Annotated in this window: 19 protein-coding genes; 11 read left to right on the top strand and 8 right to left on the bottom strand. The window is 42.7% G+C overall.

The window, feature by feature from the left end:
* Nucleotides 1–4 precede the first annotated feature (4 nt).
* Nucleotides 5–1,876 (bottom strand): LTA synthase family protein, encoded by a 1,872-nt coding sequence (locus IEW05_RS23220; RefSeq protein WP_188542249.1) that lies wholly within the window; start codon nt 1,874–1,876, stop codon nt 5–7.
* A 578-nt stretch (nt 1,877–2,454) separates the two neighbouring features.
* Here IEW05_RS23220 and IEW05_RS23225 point away from each other — a divergent pair.
* A complete protein-coding gene (locus IEW05_RS23225) occupies nt 2,455–4,389 on the top strand; it encodes an endonuclease MutS2 (protein ID WP_308420465.1) in 1,935 nt (644 codons plus the stop codon).
* 55 nt (nt 4,390–4,444) lie between these two features.
* On the opposite strand, the gene msrC is transcribed toward IEW05_RS23225, so the two are convergent.
* Together msrC and IEW05_RS23235 are read right to left on the bottom strand one after the other, a co-directional pair.
* Nucleotides 4,445–4,924 (bottom strand): free L-methionine (R)-S-oxide reductase MsrC, encoded by a 480-nt coding sequence (gene msrC, locus IEW05_RS23230; protein WP_188542250.1) that lies wholly within the window; start codon nt 4,922–4,924, stop codon nt 4,445–4,447.
* Between the two features lie 39 nt (nt 4,925–4,963).
* On the bottom strand, nt 4,964–5,887 hold the full coding sequence (locus IEW05_RS23235; RefSeq protein WP_188542251.1) for an alpha/beta hydrolase: 924 nt from the start codon (nt 5,885–5,887) through the stop codon (nt 4,964–4,966).
* Between the two features lie 240 nt (nt 5,888–6,127).
* Between IEW05_RS23235 and IEW05_RS23240 the strand changes: the two genes are divergently transcribed.
* The 4 genes from IEW05_RS23240 to IEW05_RS23255 all read left to right on the top strand — a co-directional run bounded on the left by IEW05_RS23240 (nt 6,128) and on the right by IEW05_RS23255 (nt 8,995).
* The gene (locus tag IEW05_RS23240) at nt 6,128–6,700 is read left to right on the top strand and encodes a GNAT family N-acetyltransferase (RefSeq protein WP_268238766.1); all 573 of its coding nucleotides are present in this window, start codon (nt 6,128–6,130) and stop codon (nt 6,698–6,700) included.
* Between the two features lie 175 nt (nt 6,701–6,875).
* Entirely contained in the window at nt 6,876–8,399 is a 1,524-nt protein-coding gene (locus tag IEW05_RS23245) for an MDR family MFS transporter (protein ID WP_188542253.1), read from the top strand.
* Nucleotides 8,400–8,459: 60 nt separating this feature from the next.
* Entirely contained in the window at nt 8,460–8,804 is a 345-nt protein-coding gene (locus IEW05_RS23250; protein WP_188542254.1) for a hypothetical protein, read from the top strand.
* A gap of 14 nt (nt 8,805–8,818) precedes the next feature.
* Nucleotides 8,819–8,995, top strand: coding sequence for a hypothetical protein (locus IEW05_RS23255; protein ID WP_188542347.1), 177 nt, complete (start codon nt 8,819–8,821; stop codon nt 8,993–8,995).
* 131 nt (nt 8,996–9,126) lie between these two features.
* On the opposite strand, the gene IEW05_RS23260 is transcribed toward IEW05_RS23255, so the two are convergent.
* Nucleotides 9,127–9,594, bottom strand: coding sequence for a MarR family winged helix-turn-helix transcriptional regulator (locus tag IEW05_RS23260; RefSeq protein WP_188542255.1), 468 nt, complete (start codon nt 9,592–9,594; stop codon nt 9,127–9,129).
* 346 nt (nt 9,595–9,940) lie between these two features.
* Here IEW05_RS23260 and IEW05_RS23265 point away from each other — a divergent pair, with 346 nt between their 5' ends.
* The 3 genes from IEW05_RS23265 to IEW05_RS23275 are packed head-to-tail and all read left to right on the top strand — an operon-like array spanning nt 9,941 to nt 13,278.
* Nucleotides 9,941–11,239: an MFS transporter gene (locus tag IEW05_RS23265; RefSeq protein WP_188542256.1), complete on the top strand. Its 1,299-nt coding sequence runs from the start codon at nt 9,941–9,943 to the stop codon at nt 11,237–11,239.
* 58 nt (nt 11,240–11,297) lie between these two features.
* Nucleotides 11,298–12,005: an ABC transporter ATP-binding protein gene (locus IEW05_RS23270; protein WP_188542257.1), complete on the top strand. Its 708-nt coding sequence runs from the start codon at nt 11,298–11,300 to the stop codon at nt 12,003–12,005.
* A gap of 28 nt (nt 12,006–12,033) precedes the next feature.
* Nucleotides 12,034–13,278, top strand: a complete 1,245-nt coding sequence (locus IEW05_RS23275) for an ABC transporter permease (protein ID WP_188542258.1) — start codon at nt 12,034–12,036, stop codon at nt 13,276–13,278.
* Between the two features lie 12 nt (nt 13,279–13,290).
* Here the strand turns inward: IEW05_RS23275 and IEW05_RS23280 are convergent, their stop codons facing one another.
* Nucleotides 13,291–14,547: a BaiN/RdsA family NAD(P)/FAD-dependent oxidoreductase gene (locus IEW05_RS23280; protein WP_188542259.1), complete on the bottom strand. Its 1,257-nt coding sequence runs from the start codon at nt 14,545–14,547 to the stop codon at nt 13,291–13,293.
* Between the two features lie 665 nt (nt 14,548–15,212).
* Between IEW05_RS23280 and IEW05_RS23285 the strand changes: the two genes are divergently transcribed.
* The 3 genes from IEW05_RS23285 to nadE all read left to right on the top strand — a co-directional run bounded on the left by IEW05_RS23285 (nt 15,213) and on the right by nadE (nt 17,911).
* On the top strand, nt 15,213–16,448 hold the full coding sequence (locus tag IEW05_RS23285) for a two-component system sensor histidine kinase NtrB (RefSeq protein WP_229753696.1): 1,236 nt from the start codon (nt 15,213–15,215) through the stop codon (nt 16,446–16,448).
* A 126-nt stretch (nt 16,449–16,574) separates the two neighbouring features.
* A complete protein-coding gene (locus IEW05_RS23290) occupies nt 16,575–17,009 on the top strand; it encodes a BrxA/BrxB family bacilliredoxin (RefSeq protein WP_188542261.1) in 435 nt (144 codons plus the stop codon).
* Between the two features lie 92 nt (nt 17,010–17,101).
* Complete coding sequence (nadE, locus tag IEW05_RS23295) at nt 17,102–17,911, top strand: NAD(+) synthase (RefSeq protein ID WP_188542262.1); 810 nt, start codon at nt 17,102–17,104, stop codon at nt 17,909–17,911.
* A 110-nt stretch (nt 17,912–18,021) separates the two neighbouring features.
* Here nadE and IEW05_RS23300 read toward each other — a convergent pair whose 3' ends face one another.
* The 3 genes from IEW05_RS23300 to IEW05_RS23310 are packed head-to-tail and all read right to left on the bottom strand — an operon-like array spanning nt 18,022 to nt 21,917.
* On the bottom strand, nt 18,022–20,211 hold the full coding sequence (locus tag IEW05_RS23300) for an alpha-galactosidase (RefSeq protein ID WP_188542263.1): 2,190 nt from the start codon (nt 20,209–20,211) through the stop codon (nt 18,022–18,024).
* A gap of 10 nt (nt 20,212–20,221) precedes the next feature.
* Entirely contained in the window at nt 20,222–21,028 is an 807-nt protein-coding gene (locus IEW05_RS23305; protein ID WP_188542264.1) for a carbohydrate ABC transporter permease, read from the bottom strand.
* A 1-nt stretch (nt 21,029) separates the two neighbouring features.
* Complete coding sequence (locus IEW05_RS23310; protein WP_188542265.1) at nt 21,030–21,917, bottom strand: carbohydrate ABC transporter permease; 888 nt, start codon at nt 21,915–21,917, stop codon at nt 21,030–21,032.
* Nucleotides 21,918–21,928 lie beyond the last annotated feature (11 nt).

The raw sequence follows: 21,928 nt of genomic DNA on the forward strand, positions 1-21,928 counted from the left end.
TGTATTACTTTTCTTCTAGAGCACGATCTGGAAGTTGCTGCACATAGCTGTCGGACAGTTTCAGTAATTCTAATGCCCGATTGTATTCACTTTCTGTCGTAACCGCTTGTTTTACGCTATCTGGTGCGAAGGGATACTGTGTTCCATCGTCATACCAAGCTCCCGGTATAAACAAGGCTTTGTCATTCAGGAATGAACCTGATGGCAGGTAGTAACGTTGCGGTAATAGATTAGTAGATTGGTTCAGTAAATCTTGACCGAAGTGAATCTGATTATTTAACGGTACTCCCAATAAATTCGCTACCGTTGGAAGTATATCTACTTGTCCGCCAACGTTATCAAGGACGGTAGGAGTGACTCCAGGAGCGGAAATAATTAGTGGGATATTGATCATATCAATATAACCATAATCTCGGCCGTAGATTTCATTCATTAGTTCTAGACCTTGTTTGTCTAAAGAATAGATAGGTAGACCGAGGTGATCCCCATAAATGACCACAACGCTGTTATCCCAAATGCCCTTTTGTTTCAAATCATCAATGAACAACCCTAAAGCGTAATCGGCGTAATTTTGCGACCGAATGTAGTCTCCGACCATATTGTCCTGAAACCGTTCTGGAAGAGTGATTCGATCCATCTCATGTGGCATCGTGAACGGATGATGTGCCGTCATAGAGATCACTTGGCTATAGAACGGATTGCCGGTTTGCTGCATTTTTTCGAGTTCGGGAGCGGTCTTCTGGTACAACACTTCATCGACAGGGCCGAAGAATACCGTTCCTTCTTTACCGAAGAAGTTATCCTGATCGTAAAAACGATCGAAGCCAACAGCGGCATATAGCTCACGGCGGTTCCAGAAATCAACTACATTCGTGTGAAATGTAGCAGTATCATAGCCTTGAGCTGCTAACAGCTTTGGAAGGCTGGGTAGTTCTTTATAAGGGTAGTTCTGTGTTGCTGCCTCGTTATAAGGAATGTAGTACGAGGTATTGACGACAAATTCAGCATCTGACGTGTTACCTTGGCCGACCATTTGGTAGAAATGTTTGAAATACAAATTGTCTTTGACCAGGGCGTTCATGTTTGGTGTGATTTCTTGGCCGTCGATCTTTAAATTGATCAAGAAATTCTGAAATGACTCCATTTGGATGATGATGAGGTTCTTACCTTTAGCCGTACCGAAGTACGCTGGATTTTGAACGGTTTTTACACCCTTTAATTGATCGATTTTGCTCTGCGTGATGGCATTCTTATCAACCAATTCCTCTTTTTTATTGGAGAAGATGGCGTAAGTTTCGTAATTCAAAATGCCCATTTGCTGAGCTTGTTTGATTTCGTTCATGCTGGCACGGTTTGGCCAGATATTGAAGATACAAAGTGTTAATGAAAGTGCGAATATCCCAGCAACGATCCCTGTACGAAATCCTTTTAAATTAAAATAGCTTTTAGCTCTAGGGACTCTCTTCTTACGAAACGCCACGAAGCCGATGACAATGATATCAAGGAAGATCAGTAAATAGTACGGAGCAAGCAATGAGAATACACTGTTCTTGACAGCGGTAACCTGATTTACCTGTTCAAGTGCATGGTAGGTGACAATGACACCGTAATATTTATGATACATAATGGCAGCGAAGAAAATGGCTGTAACGAGCAGGTTGGCTGTTAGATACAGACCTATTTTACGTTTGGATGAGAACCATTCGATCAGGCAGAAGATGATCCATACAAATGGAATCTCTGTCAGTAGAGGTCTCCAAGGCTGAATTCCATCAAAGATGGACAACCAGGATAGATAAATTTTTAAAATCATAATAATAGAAAAAAAGACGAACGGTTTAGTGCTTAAACGCCTAATGCGACTTAATAAAGACACGTGTATCCTTCCTTTCAGTTGCGTCATGATCTGCTTGTTGAATTAATAATTTTTACAATGACATTACAATTCGATGACCTCTAATATAATACATGAAATGAAGAAAAGATGAAAATAAATCAATTGACTCAATTAGTAAGATATTCCAATATATCACCAAGTAAATCATACTTAAAGCAGGTTATTGACTTCTTAGGGCTTTATTTGCTAAATTGAAGGTATCCTCAAGCGACTAGGAGAGATTTTGATGTTGGTGAATGTTCTTAACTAATTAATTTCATAAGGATTGTAAGACAGGTTGTACAAGAAGTGCCGTTTTTGTGAAAAGCGTGCTCTTGGTTCTCTGCGCCTGTATACGATCTCTGAATTTAGTTAAGAACACACGCGGGACATCATACGGCGCCTTATCGCTGTTTGTTTCTATGGACCTCTAAACCGTGCTGTTTTTCAGCACGGTTTTTTTGATTGATCCAAAGAGATGGGCATATTCGGGATAAGTGTAGGGCAAAGGATGGCATTCGTGCTTTCTTTTGCCCTTTTTGCGTTGCACACATTAGGAAATTAGGGAGGTTTAATCATTGGGAACATTTAATTTAAGCATGTTGGAATACGAGAGCGTCAGGGATGATCTAATGCGGCACGCAGTTTCTTATGAGGGAAGGCAGCGGATCAGTAAACTAAGTCCGATGGAGGATAAACGAAGTATTGAACGAGCGATTGCAGAGACAGCAGAGGCAAATGCCCTGTTAGGCAAAGGCTCCAGTATTCCATTACCTTCACTAGAAGGGATCGAACTCGTTATGTCCCTTATGGGCACGGGCTATCTATTCACGGAACAGGATTTGAGTGCAGTTCAGCGATTTCTTCAAAGCTGTGGTCAACTTAAAAAGTACATGGCGGCGAAGGGGGATTTAGTAGAGCGCATAGGCATTTACGCCGGATCTCTTCGTGATTTGCCAGCTGTTCAGCAAGAAATATTACGTTGCATCCATCAAGGTGTCATTTCAGACCAAGCGAGCCGAGAGCTGGAGAAGGTTAGACGTAAGATCGGATTAACGAAGGATAAAATACAGAAGAAACTTCAATCGGTGATGTCACGTTATTCGTCCATCCTGCAGGAGAATCTCGTCAGTGTCCGCGGTGGTCGGTATGTTATTCCGGTAAAGAAGGATTTCTACAAACAAGTGGACGGTAGGATGTTGGATCAGTCTACAAGTGGGCAGACGGTGTTTATTGAACCCCGGGAGATCTCATCACTGCAAAGTGAACTAGAAGCTCTACAGGGAGAAGAAGCTCGGGAAGAGAGCAAGATTCTAGGGTGCTTGACTGAACTTGTGGAAAGGGAAGTAGCCGAACTTAGGCAGAACATTGAGATTACGGGGACCTATGATTTTATTTTTGCTAAAGCGAAATATGGGGCATCCATTGGCGGTGCTGCGGTGACATTAAGTCAGAACGGGGCAACTAAGATTACAGGAGCTAAGCATCCACTACTACTTCACACCATGGTCCCCCTTGATCTGGAGATTGGGGAGTCCTATAAGAATCTGATTATTACAGGCCCTAATACTGGTGGCAAAACGGTAGTGCTAAAGACATTTGGACTGCTTGCGCTAATGGTTCAGTCTGGACTACTTGTGCCAGTGAATCCAGGGAGCAAGTTCGCTGTCTACTCCGGAATAATGGCCGTGATTGGTGATGGACAAAATATGGAGCAATCTCTAAGTACTTTTTCTGCGCAAATTCAAAGTTTGGTCCATATGCTAAAGGAAGCAGGACCGTCTACGCTACTGCTAATAGACGAGCTGGCTGCTGGTACGGATCCAGGCGAAGGTATCGCATTATCGATCGCGATTCTAGAGGAGTTCAGCCGTAAAGGTGCGACAGTGATGGTGACGACACACTATAATGAACTGAAGACATTCGCCTCTAAGGCTATAGGCTTTCAAAATGCGCGTATGGAATTTCATACGGAGACATTACGCCCCTTGTATCGTCTAACGATTGGCGAGGCAGGGCAAAGTTATGCGATTGAGATTGCCAAGAAGCTGGGAATCTCAGCAGATATCGTGGAACGTTCTCGGGATATTGTGTCCAGGCAAATCGGGGACAAAGAAATGCTGAATTTATGGGATGACATGATAACGAGTCCTCCAGCAACGATTGCTAGTCCTGCTTCAGGCCCCAAACCTGAACCAAGCGTAAAGAAAGAGAAAAAACCAGCAACGGTATTTGAGGTTGGAGATTCTGTATTTGTCACTTCTTTTGGAAAGTACGGTATCGTAAGTGAAGCTGAAGATTTCAGGGGACTGGTTGAAGTGATGATTCAAAAGCGTAAGGTGAAAGTAAATAAGAAACGGCTCAAGCCACATATCAAAAAACAAGAGCTATACCCTGATGATTATGATCTAGATATCGTGTTGGACAGTAAAGAAAACCGTAAGAAGCGGAAATTAATGAGTAAACGACATGTCGAAGGATTAGAAATCATTCAGAGACCTGGGAAGGATTAAATAATGATTAAAGAATGGAGACATCCCTTCAGGGAATGTCTCCATAACGGCTAACTTATAGTTGCTGGGTTAAGGTACTGACGAACTGTTCTAGGAAGTTTTGGTCTTCCTCATCAAAGCGTCCCAGAAGTGGGCTGTCGATATCAAGCACTCCGAGTAGCTTGTCATCCTTCACGATCGGGACAACAATCTCACTCTTCGAGGCAGCATCGCAGGCGATATGGCCTGGAAATGTCTGTACGTCTTGGACTCGCAGTGTTTCTCTGCGCTCGGCGGAAGTGCCGCAGACACCTTTACCCATAGGAATTCTTATGCATGCGGGAAGTCCTTGGAATGGTCCTAGTACGAGTTCGTTCCCGTCGTACAGGTAAAATCCAACCCAGTTTATATCTTCTAAATAGAAATTTAAAAGCGCGGAAGCATTAGCTAGATTAGCAATGGTGTTAGGCTCATCATGAATAAGTGCCCGTAACTGGGATAAGACGGCCGCATGTTGTTCAGCACGGGAGCCTGAGTAATCTTTGGTATGAAACATAGGAGTGCCTCCTTCTTTATATTCAAGTAGATTGAAATATTATGTAACTGTGCTTAAAGCTTCATCGATAAAGGTATGCACTTCATGAATATATCGTTTCGGATCAACTCCAAAGGCATTGCCATGAACGGCGTCTTCCACTAATAGCAGGCGCTTGGGTTCGGGCTTATGATTGTATAAGTCTTGGCTCATATGCGTCGGGACATAAAGATCTTTCGTACCATGAATGAATAATACAGGTAATCTGCTATGTTCCACCGCCTTAAGGGGACTGACTTGTCTTAACCGAAACCCTGCTTTCCACTGCATATATCTGTCTACTAATGACAGCAGTGGGAAGGCGGGGATTTTATTTAATACGGTTAATTGGTAGTGCATAAGCTCAGTCAAGTCGGAATAAGGGCAATCTGCGACGACAAATTTGACGTGAGGATTAGCGATACTTAGATATTCCAGTACGGTCCCACCCCCGAAGGATTGGCCATGCAGACCGATCACGCAGTGATCACCGTAGTGCTCCAGAATCCATTGCACCCATACCTCTACATCATATTTCTCCTCAAATCCGTAGGTCGTATACTTGCCTTCGCTCATTCCGTGCCGTCGTTGGTCGATTAGGAGGATGTTAAAATCCTGCTGTTGGAACATATCGATATATTGTGTAGACACAAACAGTGATACTGTATATCCATGAACAATAATAACCCAACGTGGCGATTTCGGGTAAGACTCAAGGACGTATCCGCTCAGCTTCAGGCCATCTCTTGAAGTCACATGAACTTCGTGTTTATTTAAGCTCTCGAAGCGTTCCTTGGTATAGACGCCTGTACTTTCCAAATAGTCAAACATGTCTTTGTGGGTTTGCAGCTTCATTTGTGTGATCTGACGAAAAGTGAAATGGATTATACCGAAAGCGATTAAGAGCAACAGTAACAGTACAATAATTATAACACTGAAAACCATGAGAAAACCCTCCTTATGACCTATCCAGGCTTCTTTAGTAATTTAGTATCACCGAAAAGATACCAAGAAACACGTCTAATCTTTGACTCATCTAGTCCATTTGTGATTAGCTATGAGTACAAGAGTCTGTTTCTAAATGTTAGATTATCAGTACCATAATTTATGCTTTTAATCTTTTGAATGAACTCAAGTAAACTCAACAAATTGATTTTGGAATTGAATGCGGAAGGAGAGAGACCCGTGTATAAATGTGATGGTAATATTCCGGTGCTGGAAAGTGAGAGATTGCGTTTACGGAGAATGGAGTGGGCTGATGCTGAAGGTTTGTTCCGATATTGGAGCGATCCTGAGGTAGTAAAATATATGAACATTTCTCCGTTCGCATCCGTAGAGGATACACTTGATATGATCAATCTGCTTAATGGGTTGTCAGAGAGTGAAGATACTTTGCGTTGGGGAATTGAGCTGAAGGAAGAAGGAATATTAATCGGGAGTTGTGGCTTTAATGTGTGGGAATTGTCAGGGTCTTACCGCGGGGAGATCGGATATGACCTGGGACGGGAATATTGGGGGCATGGGTACATGTCGGAGGCACTGCGTATGTTACTATCCTATGGCTTTATGACGATGGGACTTAATCGGATTGAGGCATTAGTAGACCCTGATAATAATCGTTCACGACAATTGCTTCAGGCGTTTCAATTCCGTGAAGAAGGCTTGTTACGCGAGTATCAGAAGACAGATGAGGGATTTATTGACTTGTTGATGTATTCTTTGTTGAAGCGTGAGTTCTATGTGGGAGGGAATCTATAGTGCGTCAGCAGACAACTTCATCTCTTTCCATACTACATTATGTAGTATAAGGCGGCAGGTGCTTGGAGCTCATGACTTCAATATCTGCTGCCTGTCTTTTTTTTTATTAAGGGATCAACTATAATTGTTGCTTGTGGATAGAGTGTTAAGTAAGAGAAAGAGAAGGGAAGTCAACATGAAGAAGACCCTATTAAACCGTAATTTTATATTGGCCGGATTGTTGTTATCAACGTTTCTGGCAGCGATTGAAGGAACTGTTATCGGTCCAGCCGGTCCGAGGATTGTTGGAGATTTGGGTGGGTATGAACTGCTTAGCTGGGTATTTACCGCTTATTTATTAGCGATGGCTGTAGCAACGCCTATTTTCGGAAAAATTAGTGACCTGTACGGACGTAAACCGGTCTTTATCATCGGTTCCATTCTGTTCTTAATCGGTTCATTGTTATCCGGGTTATCACAAAGTATGGAGCAACTTATTATTTTTCGGGCAATTCAAGGGATCGGAGCAGGTGGACTTATTCCCGTCACCTTCACGATTATCGGTGATATTTATAGTATGGAGGAACGCGCCAAAGTACAAGGATGGATTAGCTCGGTATGGGGCATTTCATCATTAGTAGGACCGTTACTTGGGGGATATGTAGTCGATTCGCTTAACTGGCGATGGGTATTTGGATTTAATCTACCGTTTGGGCTGTTGTCCTTATTTATGATCATCAAATATCTTCACGAGAAAATAGAAAAGCGGAAAGTGAAAATTGATGTGAGCGGTGCGGTTACGTTTACGGTTGGTGTAACTGCCTTATTATTTGGTCTAGCTACAGGAGGTCAACAATTCGCTTGGACATCGCCTGCATTGCTAGGAATTATGGCCTTGGCTGTAGTATCGCTTGTATTGTTCATTTTTGTGGAAAAAAGGGCGGAAGAACCACTTGTTCCACTTCAATTGTTCCGCGTGCGCGATATTGCATTCTCTAACTTGGCAAGCTTGCTCGCGAGCGCTTTGCTGATCGGACTCACCACATATTTACCGCTGTGGATTCAAGGTGTACTAGGCAAGAATGCTACCATGTCAGGACTTATCTTGGCTCCTATGTCTGTTAGCTGGATGCTAGGTTCCGTATTAGGGAGCCGATGGATTATCTCCCGTGGATCTCGCTACACTTCGCTAATTGGGATGGTCATTATTACTATTGGTGCTGTTGGAATGGCGTTTATTTCTGAAGGAACTCCAATATACATAATGTTAATATTTAATGCATTGTATGGTTTAGGTTTTGGGTTCTCCTTCACGGTATTCACAGTAATTGCTCAATCTTCGGTGGGTTACAGTCTGCGAGGAGCCTCAACAGCATTAAATACATTTACTAAGTCAATCGGTCAGACGATTGGTGTGACTGCATTTGGTGTATTGATCAATTTACAAATAGCTGCTAAGACAGCTGGGGGTACAGCTTCAAGTAAAGTGGTATCCCAGGATGATATTAATAAGCTGTTATCTCCAGAAAAGGTACATTTATTACCGCCGGACTTATGGAGTGACTTGAAACATGTACTGCAAGGCAGTCTTCATACGTTATTTATTGTAATGGCTGTGATTGCTGTATTGGGTGCGATTAGTGTAATCGGATTACGAAATCGCGCTCCAAGAGCAGATAACGATGACGAGATGATCGAGGCTGCAAAGGTAAAAGGTTAACATCTCTTGTATAAAAAGATCCCCTTCTTCGCACCTTAACGGGGAAGGGGAGGTGTTACCATGAATGAGGAATTCAATTTAGATCAAACAACTTTGGTTAATGCATGGCAACAGCAGCTTCCAGAGCATCTGGGTCCCGGTGAATCGGCACAAGTGCTGGCTGATCTAGGGGACCCTCAAGGTATTCGGTTGCATATTGAAGCGTCAGGACATCAAATGTACTCTTTTGATTTTCAGTGCTCATATATGGACCCTCGTGAAGTGCGGGTAGACTTGGTCGATGTGGAATGCGATGGCCTGACGGTGGATGAACATACTGAGAACATTCAGGAAATGACGCAGGATTATGTTCGGCATATCCATGAATGTGCTCAAGCCCTTCACCGAATTACTAACCTATCTTAGAAAGTGAGGATTAGGTGATGACGAAAAGTAAGACAGGGACGGATAAAAATTTAGAAAATACGGTCTCGGGTTTAAGCCACACGCCGGTAACAAGTCATGAAGCCCAGCAGTTGCAACAGGAGGCTAATGACCGCCGTCATCTAGATGTCCATAATCATCGCAAAGAAACTGATATGGACCCTTCTCATTAATCTCAATCCCCTTGGACCAAGATTGATTAGGGCAAAATGACATACAAAAATGACGTATTAAACTGGTTACAGTTTCAATACGTCATTTTTGTTGCCGTTATTAGCCTGGGATAACTTGACTTCGTTCAAGTTTATTTGCGCGGAAGCGGCGCAAGCTTTTCTGCTTCACGTCCCATTTTCTTGAGTAGATCGATCATCAGTTGTTTCTCCGAATCGTTCAAGCCACTAAGAGCATGATCCATCCGATTGGAGAATTCAGGATATAATTGATCCATTAATTCCTTACCTTTTTCCGTTAATTCTGCATAAATAACGCGTCGATCACGTGGGCAAGGTTGGCGGTGTAATAGTCCAGCCGTTTCTAGTTTATCAATTACATAAGTAACGTTCCCGCTCTGTAACAGTAGTTTGGCACCGATTTGTTGAATCGGTTGAGGTCCTTTGTAATATAGGACTTCCATTACTGCAAAGGCCGTAGGATTGAATCCTTGGATTTTGCTTCCTGTCACAGCATGTTCATTAACGCTTTTGAAAGATTTGGCAAATACACGGTATAGATGCAATGATAGATCTGTCCCGCGTTCCTCGGTTTTCAACATTCTCATCCCGCCTTATTATATATTTTCTGAAAGATTTAAATAGTAGTAATTATTGATATCTTAGAACACGTGGCTTTTAAAAAAAATATTATTTATCACAATTTGGGTTGTTAAATATTTAAAACTTGAGATGAAGTAGCAAAGTTCACAAAATGTCCAAAACATACCACTTAATCCCTTTATTTGGGAGTATTGTTACTTCGGGATATCTCTACATTACATCGTTCTAGAGTCCATAGTTAAAATCATTCGTAGGGTAGATCATGGAATCATGCTAACGACGGATGGATAATAATTCCAACCCGTTTAATATAATCTCAGAGATTATTTATAGGGAGTTGTTAACATGAAGATGAATAAGATATCTTCCGGTAGTGGCTTATTTCAAAATCGCGCGTATCTAGCCCTAATCAGCTCACAGCTTATTTCCAATCTGGGTGATTGGTTGCAACTGCTTGCTCTGCTTACAATGATTGGATTGAAGTGGCAGGCCACACCGTGGCAAATCACGATAGCAATGCTCTGTATGCTGATGCCAATGCTACTAGGAGGATCACTGTCGGGTATGCTTGCTGATAGGATGGAACGTAAGAAGCTCATGATTATTTCAGATGTAGCTCGTACCTTTATTGTGCTTGGCATGGTATTTGTTACACAACTGTGGCATGTATACCTGCTACTGATCGCTAAGGGGATCTTTGATATCATGTTCTCCCCAGCTAAGAATGGCAAACTTAAAGAAATAGTGCCCGAAGAGCATATGGAGAAGGCAGTATCATACAGTGCGATTATTGAGCAAGGCACAAAGATTATCGGTCCGGCACTTGGAGGTATGTTAACCGTAGCCTTCGGTGTGTCGATTTGCTTTATAATTGATTCAGCATCTTTCTTGCTCTCAGCAATCATCTTATTGGGTGTGCCAGGTAAGACCAGCATTGTTCGGACGAAACTTGAGAATAACAGGGCAGATGGACAGAAGAAATTCAAGTTCTGGAATGAACTTGCTGCAGGTATCAAAGTCATCTCTGGGATTCCATTGATTGCGTTTGGTACATTAACTTTAACATTGGGACTGCTAGTTCTTCAGATCGCAGATTCACAAGCAATCGTACTATTCCGGGAGATTCCGGGGATACCTCAAAATATATTTGGCTGGTGTATTACGCTTAGTGGGTTAGGGACACTAGTTGCAGTTGGAGTCTCTCAATTACTACGGAACGGGTCCCCACTGAGCAAGATTGGAATTGGAGGAGTAGTTCTGGGTGCTGCTTTTGGATTATCTGGAATCATTGCTATTTATGGACCTTTTAACTTGGTAGGGTATACATCGCTTGCTTTTATCTTCTTTGTTGCCGGATTAGGAGCCGGATTAGTATTTATACCGTTCCAAGTTATGTTACAAAAGCGTACTCCAGAGTCATTAACAGGTCGGGTCTTCGGCACCGTAACAAGTCTAACTTCAACTGCGTCCATTCTGGGACCTATTTGTGGAGGGTTATTGGTCACCACTTTTGGACCTGCGCCAGCGTTTATAGTTTCGGGATCTCTACTGGCTGTCATTGGACTCCTGTTACTATTGTTTAGACCAGCTATTATGAAGCGAGACCGCGAAGTCTCAGAGATTGTACTTGAGGCAGCTTCCTAATGTTATGTGGTAAAATAAAAGAATGTTTTTAATTGATTAGCGAAGTAGGTGCAATGGTATGGACAGTGATGTACTACTGGAAGTAGCGATCCAAGAGGCGGGTTATGAACCGGGGATATCGAAGTTACACAATATCAATATATCCGTGAAGCGTGGGAAGTTGACGGGGTTAATAGGTCCCAATGGTGCGGGAAAAAGCACAGCAATCAAAGGGATACTTGGACTTCTTCCATTTGCAGATGCCCAGGTAACGTACGGTGGTTCATCTGATAAATACGCTTATGTACCGGAGCAACCGCTTTTTTATGATAGATTAACTTTATGGGAGCATCTTAGCTTGGCTGCTGCTGTCTATGGTATGGATGAGCCGGAGTTTGAGGCGGAAGGGAACATGCTCTTAGAGAAGTTTCGAATGACTCAGGTAAGAGACCACTTGCCTGAAAGTTTCTCTAAAGGAATGCGGCAAAAAATGATGCTGATGCTCGGTTTTCTCGTTAAGCCTGATGTATATATCGTCGATGAGCCCTTTATTGGGCTCGATCCCCGAGCAACTAAGGATTTTCTTAGCCTATTGGAAGAGGAGAGGCGGCGTGGGGCAGGGGTGCTGATGTCAACTCATGTACTGGATACGGCAGAGAAAATATGCGACGATTTTATTATGATTTCATCTGGTGAAGTGGTAGCTAGCGGGACAATAGATGACATCCGTGAGGCTGCCTCTTTACCTGAGGCGTCGCTGTTTGATTGCTTTGATGTGCTAACCTGATCCTGATGTTTTGAAGGAGAGAAAGTGTGTGACCAAGCCGCAATTGACTACCACTCATAAGTTGTTTGTTCGAAGAGGACGCGACTTTATCGGCAAACAGTACCGTGCGCTGAATGCCATTATAGATTGGATCGTTATGCTATATATCGGTATACCCGGCATATTATTGTTCGCACGAGTTTATTATAGTTTGTGGCGGGAGGACCTCCCAACGTGGTTGCTTCAAATGCCTTATTCTACTGTTCCATTAGTTATGATGGGGCTAATTTATTTTGGGGGCGGACTAATCCTATATCTCGAAGCTGCAGATGTATTGTTCTTGAGACAACAGCAGAGATGGATCAAAGGGGTGATGCTACGCGGGGTTGTGTCTTCAATTGTATACCAAGGGATTCTATTTGGTGTAGGCATAGCTGTGATGTTACCGCTGTTGCAGCGTGTTTATGGAATGAATATATCGGCAGTGCTCTCCCTTTATTTCGCTACACTGAGCGTTAAATGTATACAGATATTTCTAGAGAATGTGATCGGTATCATGTTAAAAGGCTGGAAAAGGGCAGTTGTATTATATTTGGCAACTGCCTTTATAGCTGCTGGATTTGTAGCCTGGGTCATGAATGGGACAATGTATTTCGGAGTGATTTTACTACTCTGTATTATGATTACGATTGTGCTGGGGTGGTTTAGATTTCGTATGAAGGGGCGTTTTGAAGCTGAGGTTCGGGAGGACGAGCGGCAGAAGACGAAGCTGACCGGTATACTGCTCTTAGGTGCAGTTGATCGTCCTACCGCTATTCGCTCACGTCCCATATTGTTTCAGCACTCCAACGCTTTGTTTCCTTCGCGTAGTCCAGAGATGAGAGTGACCGAATTAGTCGTAAAATCATTTCTGCGTGGCAAAGATACTGCGGGATATGTCATATTCACTTTGTTAGGTTTTGTTGGCGTTCAATTGCCACCATCCCCAGTGAACATCTTTTTGTTCATTCTTTTGTTATTTCTATTATGTTACTGGCTAAACAGCTATAGACGTTACTTCTTTTCGCGGGAACTGATGAAGATCCTCCCACTAGGCACCGACATGGAATATCGTACGGCGGTCCCTACGTTACGAATCATGTTATTTCCAGCAGTGTTATGTATGAGCGCTGGAATGTGGCTATCTTTATATCCATTTGGATGGGGGATCCTGTTATCCATTCCTTGCGCACTACTCATAACGTGGTGGCTTGGCGCTGCCCCTTGGAAGTCCTTTTTGAAGAGGAAGTTCTAGCCTTGTTCCTGTTTAATCTTGTTCCACGGCATGTTTACCTGCGGTATATCCAGTCGAGAATGCAGCCGTAATATTGTATCCTCCCGTATAACCGTGGATATCCAGGATTTCACCACAAAAATATAATCCTTTAACTTTCTTGGATTCCATGGTTGTAGGATCAACTTCCTTTAAATTGATGCCTCCACCAGTAACGAAGGCTTCTCTTAATGAAAGTGTTCCATAAGCTCTTATAGGAAATGCTTTAATCAATTTAGCGAGTGCCATCCAAGATTGTTTAGGAATATTGTCATGAGTCAAATCCTCACTTAGTTGAGCTTGCTGTAAGAGAAGGGGAATTAACCTTTCGGGCAGATAACCTTTTAATACATTTTTTATGCTCTTCTTGGGATCTGCTTTCGTTAATTTTAATGTTTCTGCATAGATTTCATCGACACTTTTGTCGGGTGAGAGATCTATAGTAAGCAAGATGTTTCCGACATCATATTTCTTCAGTGCTTTTACAACGAACTGACTACATCTTAATGCCGTTGGCCCCGATATTCCGAAATGGGTGAAGAGTAAATCACCATGATGCTCTATGATTTTTTTACCTTTAGGATTCCATACAGAGAGACCAATGTTTCTGAGAGATAGACCTTGAAGTTCCTTAGATTGAATGAAAGGTTCGTTTGATGTGATAGGGACTTCAGTAGGGAATAATTCTGTAATGGAATGTCCAGCATTTTCAGCCCAAATATAGCCGTCTCCTGTAGACCCCGTATGAGGAACTGACTTTCCGCCTGAGGCAATAATTACTTTTCTTCCATAAATAATCTCTTTGGATTTAAGACGAACCCCGGTAACTGTATCATTTGCATAGAGTACATCTTCTACGGGAGAGTTCACGCGAATAGCTACTCCTTGTTTCCGCACTTGATTGATCAGGGCATCAACAACCGTTTTTGCCTTATCCGTTACGGGGAACATTCGTCCATTGTCTTCTTCCTTAAGCTTGATGCCTAAATTTTCAAAGAAGGCAATGATATCTTTATTATTGAATTTTGAGAACGTGCTATATAGGAAGCGGCCATTTCCTGGTATATTCTTGATAAGTTCGTCAATTTCTTTATTGTTGGTGACGTTACATCTACCCCCACCGGATATTCCCAACTTTCGGCCTAGTTTATCCCCTTTATCTATCAGGATAACTTTCTCTCCATTTTCGCTAGCTGCGATACTTGCCATCAGACCTGCTGATCCGCCACCAACTATGATTACATCGTACATGTTTATCTCCTTCTTTCACTCACACATAATTGATTGTTTTTGAAGAACTTTGCTTGGTTCTGTAGTCTTAAATAAGAATTATTGTAAAAAACTGTCGGCTATGATTTAATCGAAGCAGGAATGTATTCTTCCGCCTGAGGAGGGAGAAAGTGGATGCTGTAAAGGAAATCCTGTTACAGGTTATGATAGCTAGCTTACCCGCATTTTTATTCCCATTAACTTGTGAGAGTCCATGCAATTTTTGGGGACGAAATTGTTCGAGTAAGAGAAGTGATCAAAGTAACCTCATGGTCCCAAAAGACTCTAAAACGATATACACCATAGGATTTTTACTAACTTGTATGTTCAGTATCTTATTATGTACATTATTCTCCGATGTTCTTTGGGGGGTTATTCCACTCAACTTAGGAATTATTCCGCTATTTTCTTTTTTGCTTTATGCTAGGTTCCGAGATGGGGTAGCTCTGGCCTTGCTCCAATTAATGATCTATCCCTTATTTGTAGATAATTACACATTATCAGGTTGGGTCTTAGAGACAGGCTTACTATTCTATCCCTTTATTTTTTTAGTATCAAGGCGTTTCAAGATAAGTGGACTCTATAGGAAAATAGTTATAATCTGTTTGTTTTGTGTTGCAGGTGAAGTATTTTCGACCATAACTCCTATGCTATTTAGGCGCTTTACCTTAGAGCTTGATTTAACGATTATATTAACGTCGATTGCCAACACTATGATTGTTTTGTTAGTATCTTGCTTATTTATTTTCATTATTGAGGGCACACTGGAGAAAGAGAAACTTCGTGATCAAGTCATTCAGCTATCTCGTGAATATTTCAGTGAAGCTGAGAAGCTGCAACAAATGATGGACGCTGCCCCTCTCAGTATTATTCTGCTAGATGGACAACGTTGTATTATGGCAATAAACGACACGTTCCTTCAATTATACCGGAACGAACATCAATGGGCGACTCGAGATGAATTACTTAAGCAGAAAATTGATACTGCACTCGTTGGATTTGAGACAGATGTTATCATACCTCAATTAGAAGATGCATTAAAGGGTGAATCGAAGAGTAGCATTGTTCTACATAATGGGAATAAAATGTACATTACAAGTACTTCCCCTATAAAAAAGGGATATACGAACGAAGTAATCGGTGGGGTCATCATTTTGCAGGACATCACTGAGGTGGAGACCTTGCGTAAGGAATTGAATCATGTTGAACGTCTGGGTCTCGTTGGTCAAATGGCGGCGGGAATTACGCATGAAATTCGTAACCCGATGAGTGTAGTAAGGGGATTTCTCCAATTAATGAAGGAGAAGAGTCCTCCTTCCCTGGATCACTATTATCGAATCGTGATGGAAGAGCTAGACCGGGCAAACAGTATAATTAATGATTTCCTTGCTTTAGCTCAGAATCGGGTAGTTAACATGGAACGATGCAGCTTGCATGACATTATTCAGGAATTAACACCACTACTGTGGGCAGACGCCAATTTGCGCGGTCAAAGTATAATCGTGTCTTTGGACGAAATGGTACCGTCTCTTTATCTCAACACGAAAGAGATTAAACAGTTGATTCTAAATCTTGCACGCAATGGAATGGAGGCCATGCAAGAGAAGGGACAGCTTATATTGGAGACACGGCATACGGGAACCGGAGTAGAACTAACAGTTAAGGATAATGGAAATGGTATACCCGCGGTTCTCAAGGAGAATCTGTTCGAGCCGTTCTATACGACCAAGGCGAATGGTACGGGACTTGGGCTCGCCTTGTGTCTTAGTATTATGGAGCGTCATGGGGGGAGTATCACTGTTGAATCCGAGGAAGGGATGGGAACGGAATTTATTGTGTTCTTTCCGATTAGTGAGGGTTATATCGTAAATGCGAATGCATAATCTAGGATAAGGGATGTTCTTTTCGAAAGTTGCTTTCCTTTATTGTGAATGTATAATAAAATAAAGCCCGGTGAAGTGGTGGCTCATACCGCCATGTATCGCTAGTATGTATAAGGAGTGAAGTAAATGTCGATGTCATTTGATCAATACATGAGAGATATGGTTCAACCGATGAGGGATGAACTAACCGTTCTCGGAGTTCAAGAATTGCGGACCCCAGAGGAAGTAGAGGAAAAATTGCCTACATCTAAAGGAACAGCATTAGTAGTCATCAACTCAGTTTGTGGTTGTGCAGCGGGACAATGTCGTCCTGGAGTAGCTAAGGCGCTACAAAACGACCTAACGCCAGATCACCTGTTCACGGTATTTGCTGGTCAGGATAAAGAGGCAACCGCTAAAGCACGTGAATATTTTGCACCATACCCACCGTCATCTCCTTCTATCGCATTGATGAAGGACGGAGAACTCGTTCATTTTATCGAACGTCATCAAATTGAAGATCGTTCCGCTGATGATATCGCGTCAGAGCTTATCGGCGCATTTGACCGTTTCTGCCGCTAAGGCCGGTTGTTAAAGGACGCCCCGCAGATCGGCATTTACCGGTACTTGTGGGGTGTTTTACATATTAATAGATTTTACGGAGGGATAAGAGAATGAGCCTACAGCATGAGATTATTGAACGTTTGGGCGTCAAGCCTACCATCGATGTAGATCAGGAAATTCGTAAACGCGTGGACTTTTTGAAAGACTATGTGAAGAGCTCCCATAGTTCAGGGCTGTTGATCGCGATCAGCGGGGGGATTGATAGTGCGGTTGCGGTGGGTCTATGTAAGATGGCTAGTGATGAATTAACCCAAGAAACGGGCAATGAATATATAACACTTGGTGTGTTCCAGCCTTATGGAGAGCAAGAGGATATCCATCATAGCTATGATGTAGCTAAGGCGTTTGGATTAACTCATACGATGGAGACCAACATTGAGGAAGCAGTTGATGAGATTTCACTGGAAGTGGAGCATGGACTCAAAGCGATTGGTCAGTCTCGTCACATCAGTCACCAGGGAAAAGGTAATGTCAAAGCTCGGACGCGGATGGTTGTTCAATATGCGATTGCTTTCGAACTGAAATTGCTCGTTGTTGGTACTGACCACGCTTCTGAAGCTATTACAGGTTTCTATACGAAGTGGGGCGACGGCGCGGTAGATATAACTCCGCTAAGTTCACTGAACAAACGACAAGTTCGCCAACTGGCCGCACGTCTTGGTGTACCGCAAGATATTATTAATAAAGCCCCAACGGCTGGACTATGGGAAGGGCAAACGGACGAGAAGGAACTAGGGATCAGCTACGAAGATAACAGCGATTACTTGGAGGGCAAGGAGATCAATCCTGCTGTCAGAGAACGTCTAGAATCCTTCTACCTTAAATCCGAGCATAAACGTAGTCCGATTCCGGGGATTTAAGATAGACCACTTACTGATATGTATCCAATCTAAAAGAGATAAAATCCATGACTACGATGAAGGTAGGCTGGGTTTTATCTCTTTTTTGCGGAGTTCGTTAACTGTAATTATTATGATAATCGCCGGAATCTCCAGGTCACACTTTGGAAATCACCATGGGTGATTGGGACTTGTACCCCGGCATACATTAATGTATCTCCATGCATAGTTAATCTTGAAGATTGCTCTACATAGACAGCTGATGGGTCTAACCCACGTAGCTGTAAGCGACGTAATGGCTCTGCCGGCTCGGCTAACACTTTGATCCAGAAGACGAGAGCTTCGTTTTGATCTTCCGATACGAACATCCAGGCAGTTTCATTGCCTTCAAACGGACTACTTAAACGGTAGAAATCCCCGTTGAACGTCAGGTCTCGTACTTCTTTGCATTGAATAATTTGATCTCTAACAAGCCCCTTTTCCTCGGCTGTCATCTTTGTCAGATCCAATTCATATCCGAAGTTGCCTGACAGCGCGACATCCCCTCTGGTGCTTAGTGGCGTATTTCGATGAACCTGATGATTCGGAACAGCCGTAACATGTGATCCCAGTGCGCTAATGGGATATACCAAGCTTGTGCCGTATTGAATCTTTAGTCGCTCAATAGCGTCCGAATTATCGCTCGTCCACGTCTGGGGCATGTAGTAGAGCATTCCTGGATCGAACCGGCCACCACCACCAGAGCAGCTCTCGAAGAGAATATGTGGGAAACGCTCTGTGATGGTATTCAACACACGATATAATCCTAGGATATAGCGATGAGCTGTTTCCCGTTGTCGTTCGGGTGGTAAGCTAGCCGAGCCGATCTCCGTCATATTTCGATTCATATCCCATTTGACATAACGTATGGGTGCAGAGGATAACACTCCACTTAAATTCTCAATCAATGTATCACATACATCCTGACGAGATAGATCCAGGATAAGCTGGAATCGTCCTTCTGTGCGGCGCCGATTGGGAAGGTGCAGGCACCAATCAGGATGAGCACGATATAATTCGCTATCAACGGAGATCATCTCAGGTTCTAACCACAACCCAAACTGCAAGTCCCGCTCGTTTAACACTCTCGCAAGTCCTGATAGGCCATTTGGTAGTTTCTCATGATTCACGAACCAATCACCCAAAGAAGTTCGGTCATCATTACGTTTTCCAAACCATCCGTCATCCAGTACGAATAATTCAATACCCAAATCCTTCGCTTCATTGGCTAGACTAACGATTTTCTCCTGATCGAAATCAAAATAGGTTGCTTCCCAGTTGTTAACGAGGATGGGCCGTACTTGATCACGATAACTTCCTCGACTTAATCGTGTACGATAGATTTTGTGATATTGCCGAGACATTCCGCCCAGCCCTTCACTAGAATACACCATCACCACTTCCGGTGCTTGGAAGGTCTCACCTGGTTCAAGTAACCAGGTGAAGTCAAATGGATTAATTCCCATACTTACGCGAGTTGTCTGGAATTGGTTGACCTCGATAGAAGCAAGAAAATTCCCGCTATATACTAAGCTAAATCCGTAGGCATCACCATGATCCTCTGTCGTAGTCGGCTCTACTAATGCAACGAATGGATTATGTTGATGGCTACTTGCCCCCCGACGGCTCTCTACAGATTGAGTACCTGGTGCGAGGGGATTTCGGTGTAACCATCTTTCTTTGGCCCATGCGCCGGACAATTGAATCCATTCCATAGGCTTATGATGGAAATCAACATTAGCACTTAATGCTCGAAGTAATCGAACAGGCTGCGATCCTTGATTGGAAAACCGTGTAGACCTCACAATCGCATCAAAGCTCTCGTACACCGTATAGCTTAAGCTCACTTCCATATTTGATACAGGATCGAGCAGGGTGAGTTCTAGCGTATTCGCTTCCGCATCTGACTCTACATACGTAGCTGGAAGACCGTCTAACCGGGGTTTTCCAGGTACAATCTGATAGGATTGATAGAGTAATTCAGCTGCCGTTGTTCCATCTTCGAATTGTATTTGATATGCAGGCTGACGAAAATCAGATGTGCCATAACCCGGATACTCTTGTGAGACAACATCAAGAGAGAAATACGGTTCATCTGGATCGGTCATGGGGGAGAAGGGCCGCTCAACGATCGGAAGGAACTGCGTTAAATCAGAATCGGATATTTTCCGGCCCCAATACAAATGAACTAAGTAACCACGGTGATCTACCTGAAAAATATAACTTGTCGCTTTGGATTGTAAATGAAATATCCCGTTCTCTACGTTATATATAATTCCCATGATAATTCAATTACCCCTTTACAGCGCCATCCGCAAGACCGCGAATGAAATATTTTTGCAAGAATAAATAGAGGACGGTAACAGGCAACATCCCAATCACACAACCTGCGGCAACCCAACTGATTTGGTTCTGGAATTGAGAGATGAATTGAGACAGCGCGACGGGTATCGTTTGTACCGAAACTCTTTGCAGAAAGAAGATAGAGAATTGATAGTCATTCCATACATTCAATCCCGTTAGTATAATTACCGTTGCCGTAATAGGTTTTAGCAGCGGAAGAATAATACGGAAGAATATTGCGAACTTATTGCAACCATCGATCAATCCTGCTTCATCTAACTCACGTGGTACCGAACTAATAAATCCTGTGAATAGGAAAATCGTTAATGGTAGCTGGAACGTAACCTGCGTTAGAATCGCAGCCCAGTAAGTATTAATCCCACCTAGGTCAACGATCATCGAATATAACGGAACTAGGATGGTCAGGGCTGGTACGATTAAGCAGGATATACAAAGTAAATAAATGAACTGATTCCACTTGGTTGGAAAACGTGACAACGGATAAGATGCAAGCGCACCGATAAATACAATCAATACGACGGAACAAACCGTGATGATAAAGTTATTCATAAGTGCTTGACTTAAATGGGCCTGATTCCAAGCATTGGAGAAGTTGTCCATAGTCATATCGATAGGAAAAATCCACTTTGAACTCGTGTCATCCGACGGTTTCAAAGCCATACTTAGCAAAATATAAAAGGGGATCAAGTGAAGACTTCCCATCAAGGTTAGTACACTGTACTTTAAGGTCTTCATGTTATAACTTCACCTCTTTCCGCTTCAGAAGAATAAGTGAAGTAATACTTACAACCGCAATGAATAAGAACATGACATTTCCTAATGCTGCTGCATATCCAGCATCCTGACGTGCAAAGTATAAGTTATACATCATCGTGGACAAGGAAGAAGAAGCATATCCTGGGCCCCCGTTTGTCATCGCGACGATTACATCGAACAGCTTCAGACCGCCAATAATATTCAAGACTATGTTCACTGTAATGGCAGGCATCAATAGAGGAAGTGTGATGTTTTTGAATTTTGACCACCAATTAGCTCCGTCAATGGAAGCCGCTTCGTAGTAGTCCTTCGGAATGGACTGAAGTCCTGCAACAAAGATGGTCATGGCAACACCCATAAATTGAAACGTATTTACGAATGTAATAATCCACACGGCTCTAGGACCACTTGACAACCAGTCGATCGGTTGAGCACCAAATACTGCCAAGATATCATTGACAGCTCCACCGTCAAATTGAAAGAAGAAGTACCAAATGTAACCCATAATCAACGAACTGATAATAACCGGTAAATACACGATGGTTCTTACTAAACCTTTAGCTCGTAATTGCTGATCAAGAAATAATGCATAAGCAAGTCCTAAGATATTCTGTAGAATTGTGCTACCAAATCCAAAAATAATAGTATTGATGATCGTGGTTCCAATATTCTTATCGCTTAACATAGCCCAGTATTTCTCAAAGCCAACATAGCTATATTGTTGAGAGTAGCCATCCCAATTCGTGAATGAAATGCGGATACCTTCAATGAATGGGTAAAAAATAAACACTGCGAAAAAAATTAATGCCGGAATGTACATAATATTTAGAATTGCCGAGGAACTCAACATTTTCCGCTTCACTTGCATCAGCCCTTTCT

The sequence above is a fragment of the Paenibacillus segetis genome (genome assembly GCF_014639155.1).
Taxonomy (GTDB): domain Bacteria; phylum Bacillota; class Bacilli; order Paenibacillales; family Paenibacillaceae; genus Fontibacillus; species Fontibacillus segetis.

Excerpts from the sequence above, each read along its gene's own strand:
- msrC (WP_188542250.1), bottom strand. The coding sequence starts at position 4,924 with ATGTTTCATACCAAAGATTACTCAGGCTCCCGTGCTGAACAACATGCG.
- IEW05_RS23235 (WP_188542251.1), bottom strand. The coding sequence starts at position 5,887 with ATGGTTTTCAGTGTTATAATTATTGTACTGTTACTGTTGCTCTTAATC.
- IEW05_RS23245 (WP_188542253.1), top strand. The coding sequence starts at position 6,876 with ATGAAGAAGACCCTATTAAACCGTAATTTTATATTGGCCGGATTGTTG.
- IEW05_RS23250 (WP_188542254.1), top strand. The coding sequence starts at position 8,460 with ATGAATGAGGAATTCAATTTAGATCAAACAACTTTGGTTAATGCATGG.
- IEW05_RS23260 (WP_188542255.1), bottom strand. The coding sequence starts at position 9,594 with ATGTTGAAAACCGAGGAACGCGGGACAGATCTATCATTGCATCTATAC.
- IEW05_RS23265 (WP_188542256.1), top strand. The coding sequence starts at position 9,941 with ATGAAGATGAATAAGATATCTTCCGGTAGTGGCTTATTTCAAAATCGC.
- IEW05_RS23270 (WP_188542257.1), top strand. The coding sequence starts at position 11,298 with ATGGACAGTGATGTACTACTGGAAGTAGCGATCCAAGAGGCGGGTTAT.
- IEW05_RS23280 (WP_188542259.1), bottom strand. The coding sequence starts at position 14,547 with ATGTACGATGTAATCATAGTTGGTGGCGGATCAGCAGGTCTGATGGCA.
- IEW05_RS23285 (WP_229753696.1), top strand. The coding sequence starts at position 15,213 with ATGCTATTTAGGCGCTTTACCTTAGAGCTTGATTTAACGATTATATTA.
- IEW05_RS23290 (WP_188542261.1), top strand. The coding sequence starts at position 16,575 with ATGTCGATGTCATTTGATCAATACATGAGAGATATGGTTCAACCGATG.
- nadE (WP_188542262.1), top strand. The coding sequence starts at position 17,102 with ATGAGCCTACAGCATGAGATTATTGAACGTTTGGGCGTCAAGCCTACC.
- IEW05_RS23300 (WP_188542263.1), bottom strand. The coding sequence starts at position 20,211 with ATGGGAATTATATATAACGTAGAGAACGGGATATTTCATTTACAATCC.
- IEW05_RS23305 (WP_188542264.1), bottom strand. The coding sequence starts at position 21,028 with ATGAAGACCTTAAAGTACAGTGTACTAACCTTGATGGGAAGTCTTCAC.
- IEW05_RS23310 (WP_188542265.1), bottom strand. The coding sequence starts at position 21,917 with ATGCAAGTGAAGCGGAAAATGTTGAGTTCCTCGGCAATTCTAAATATT.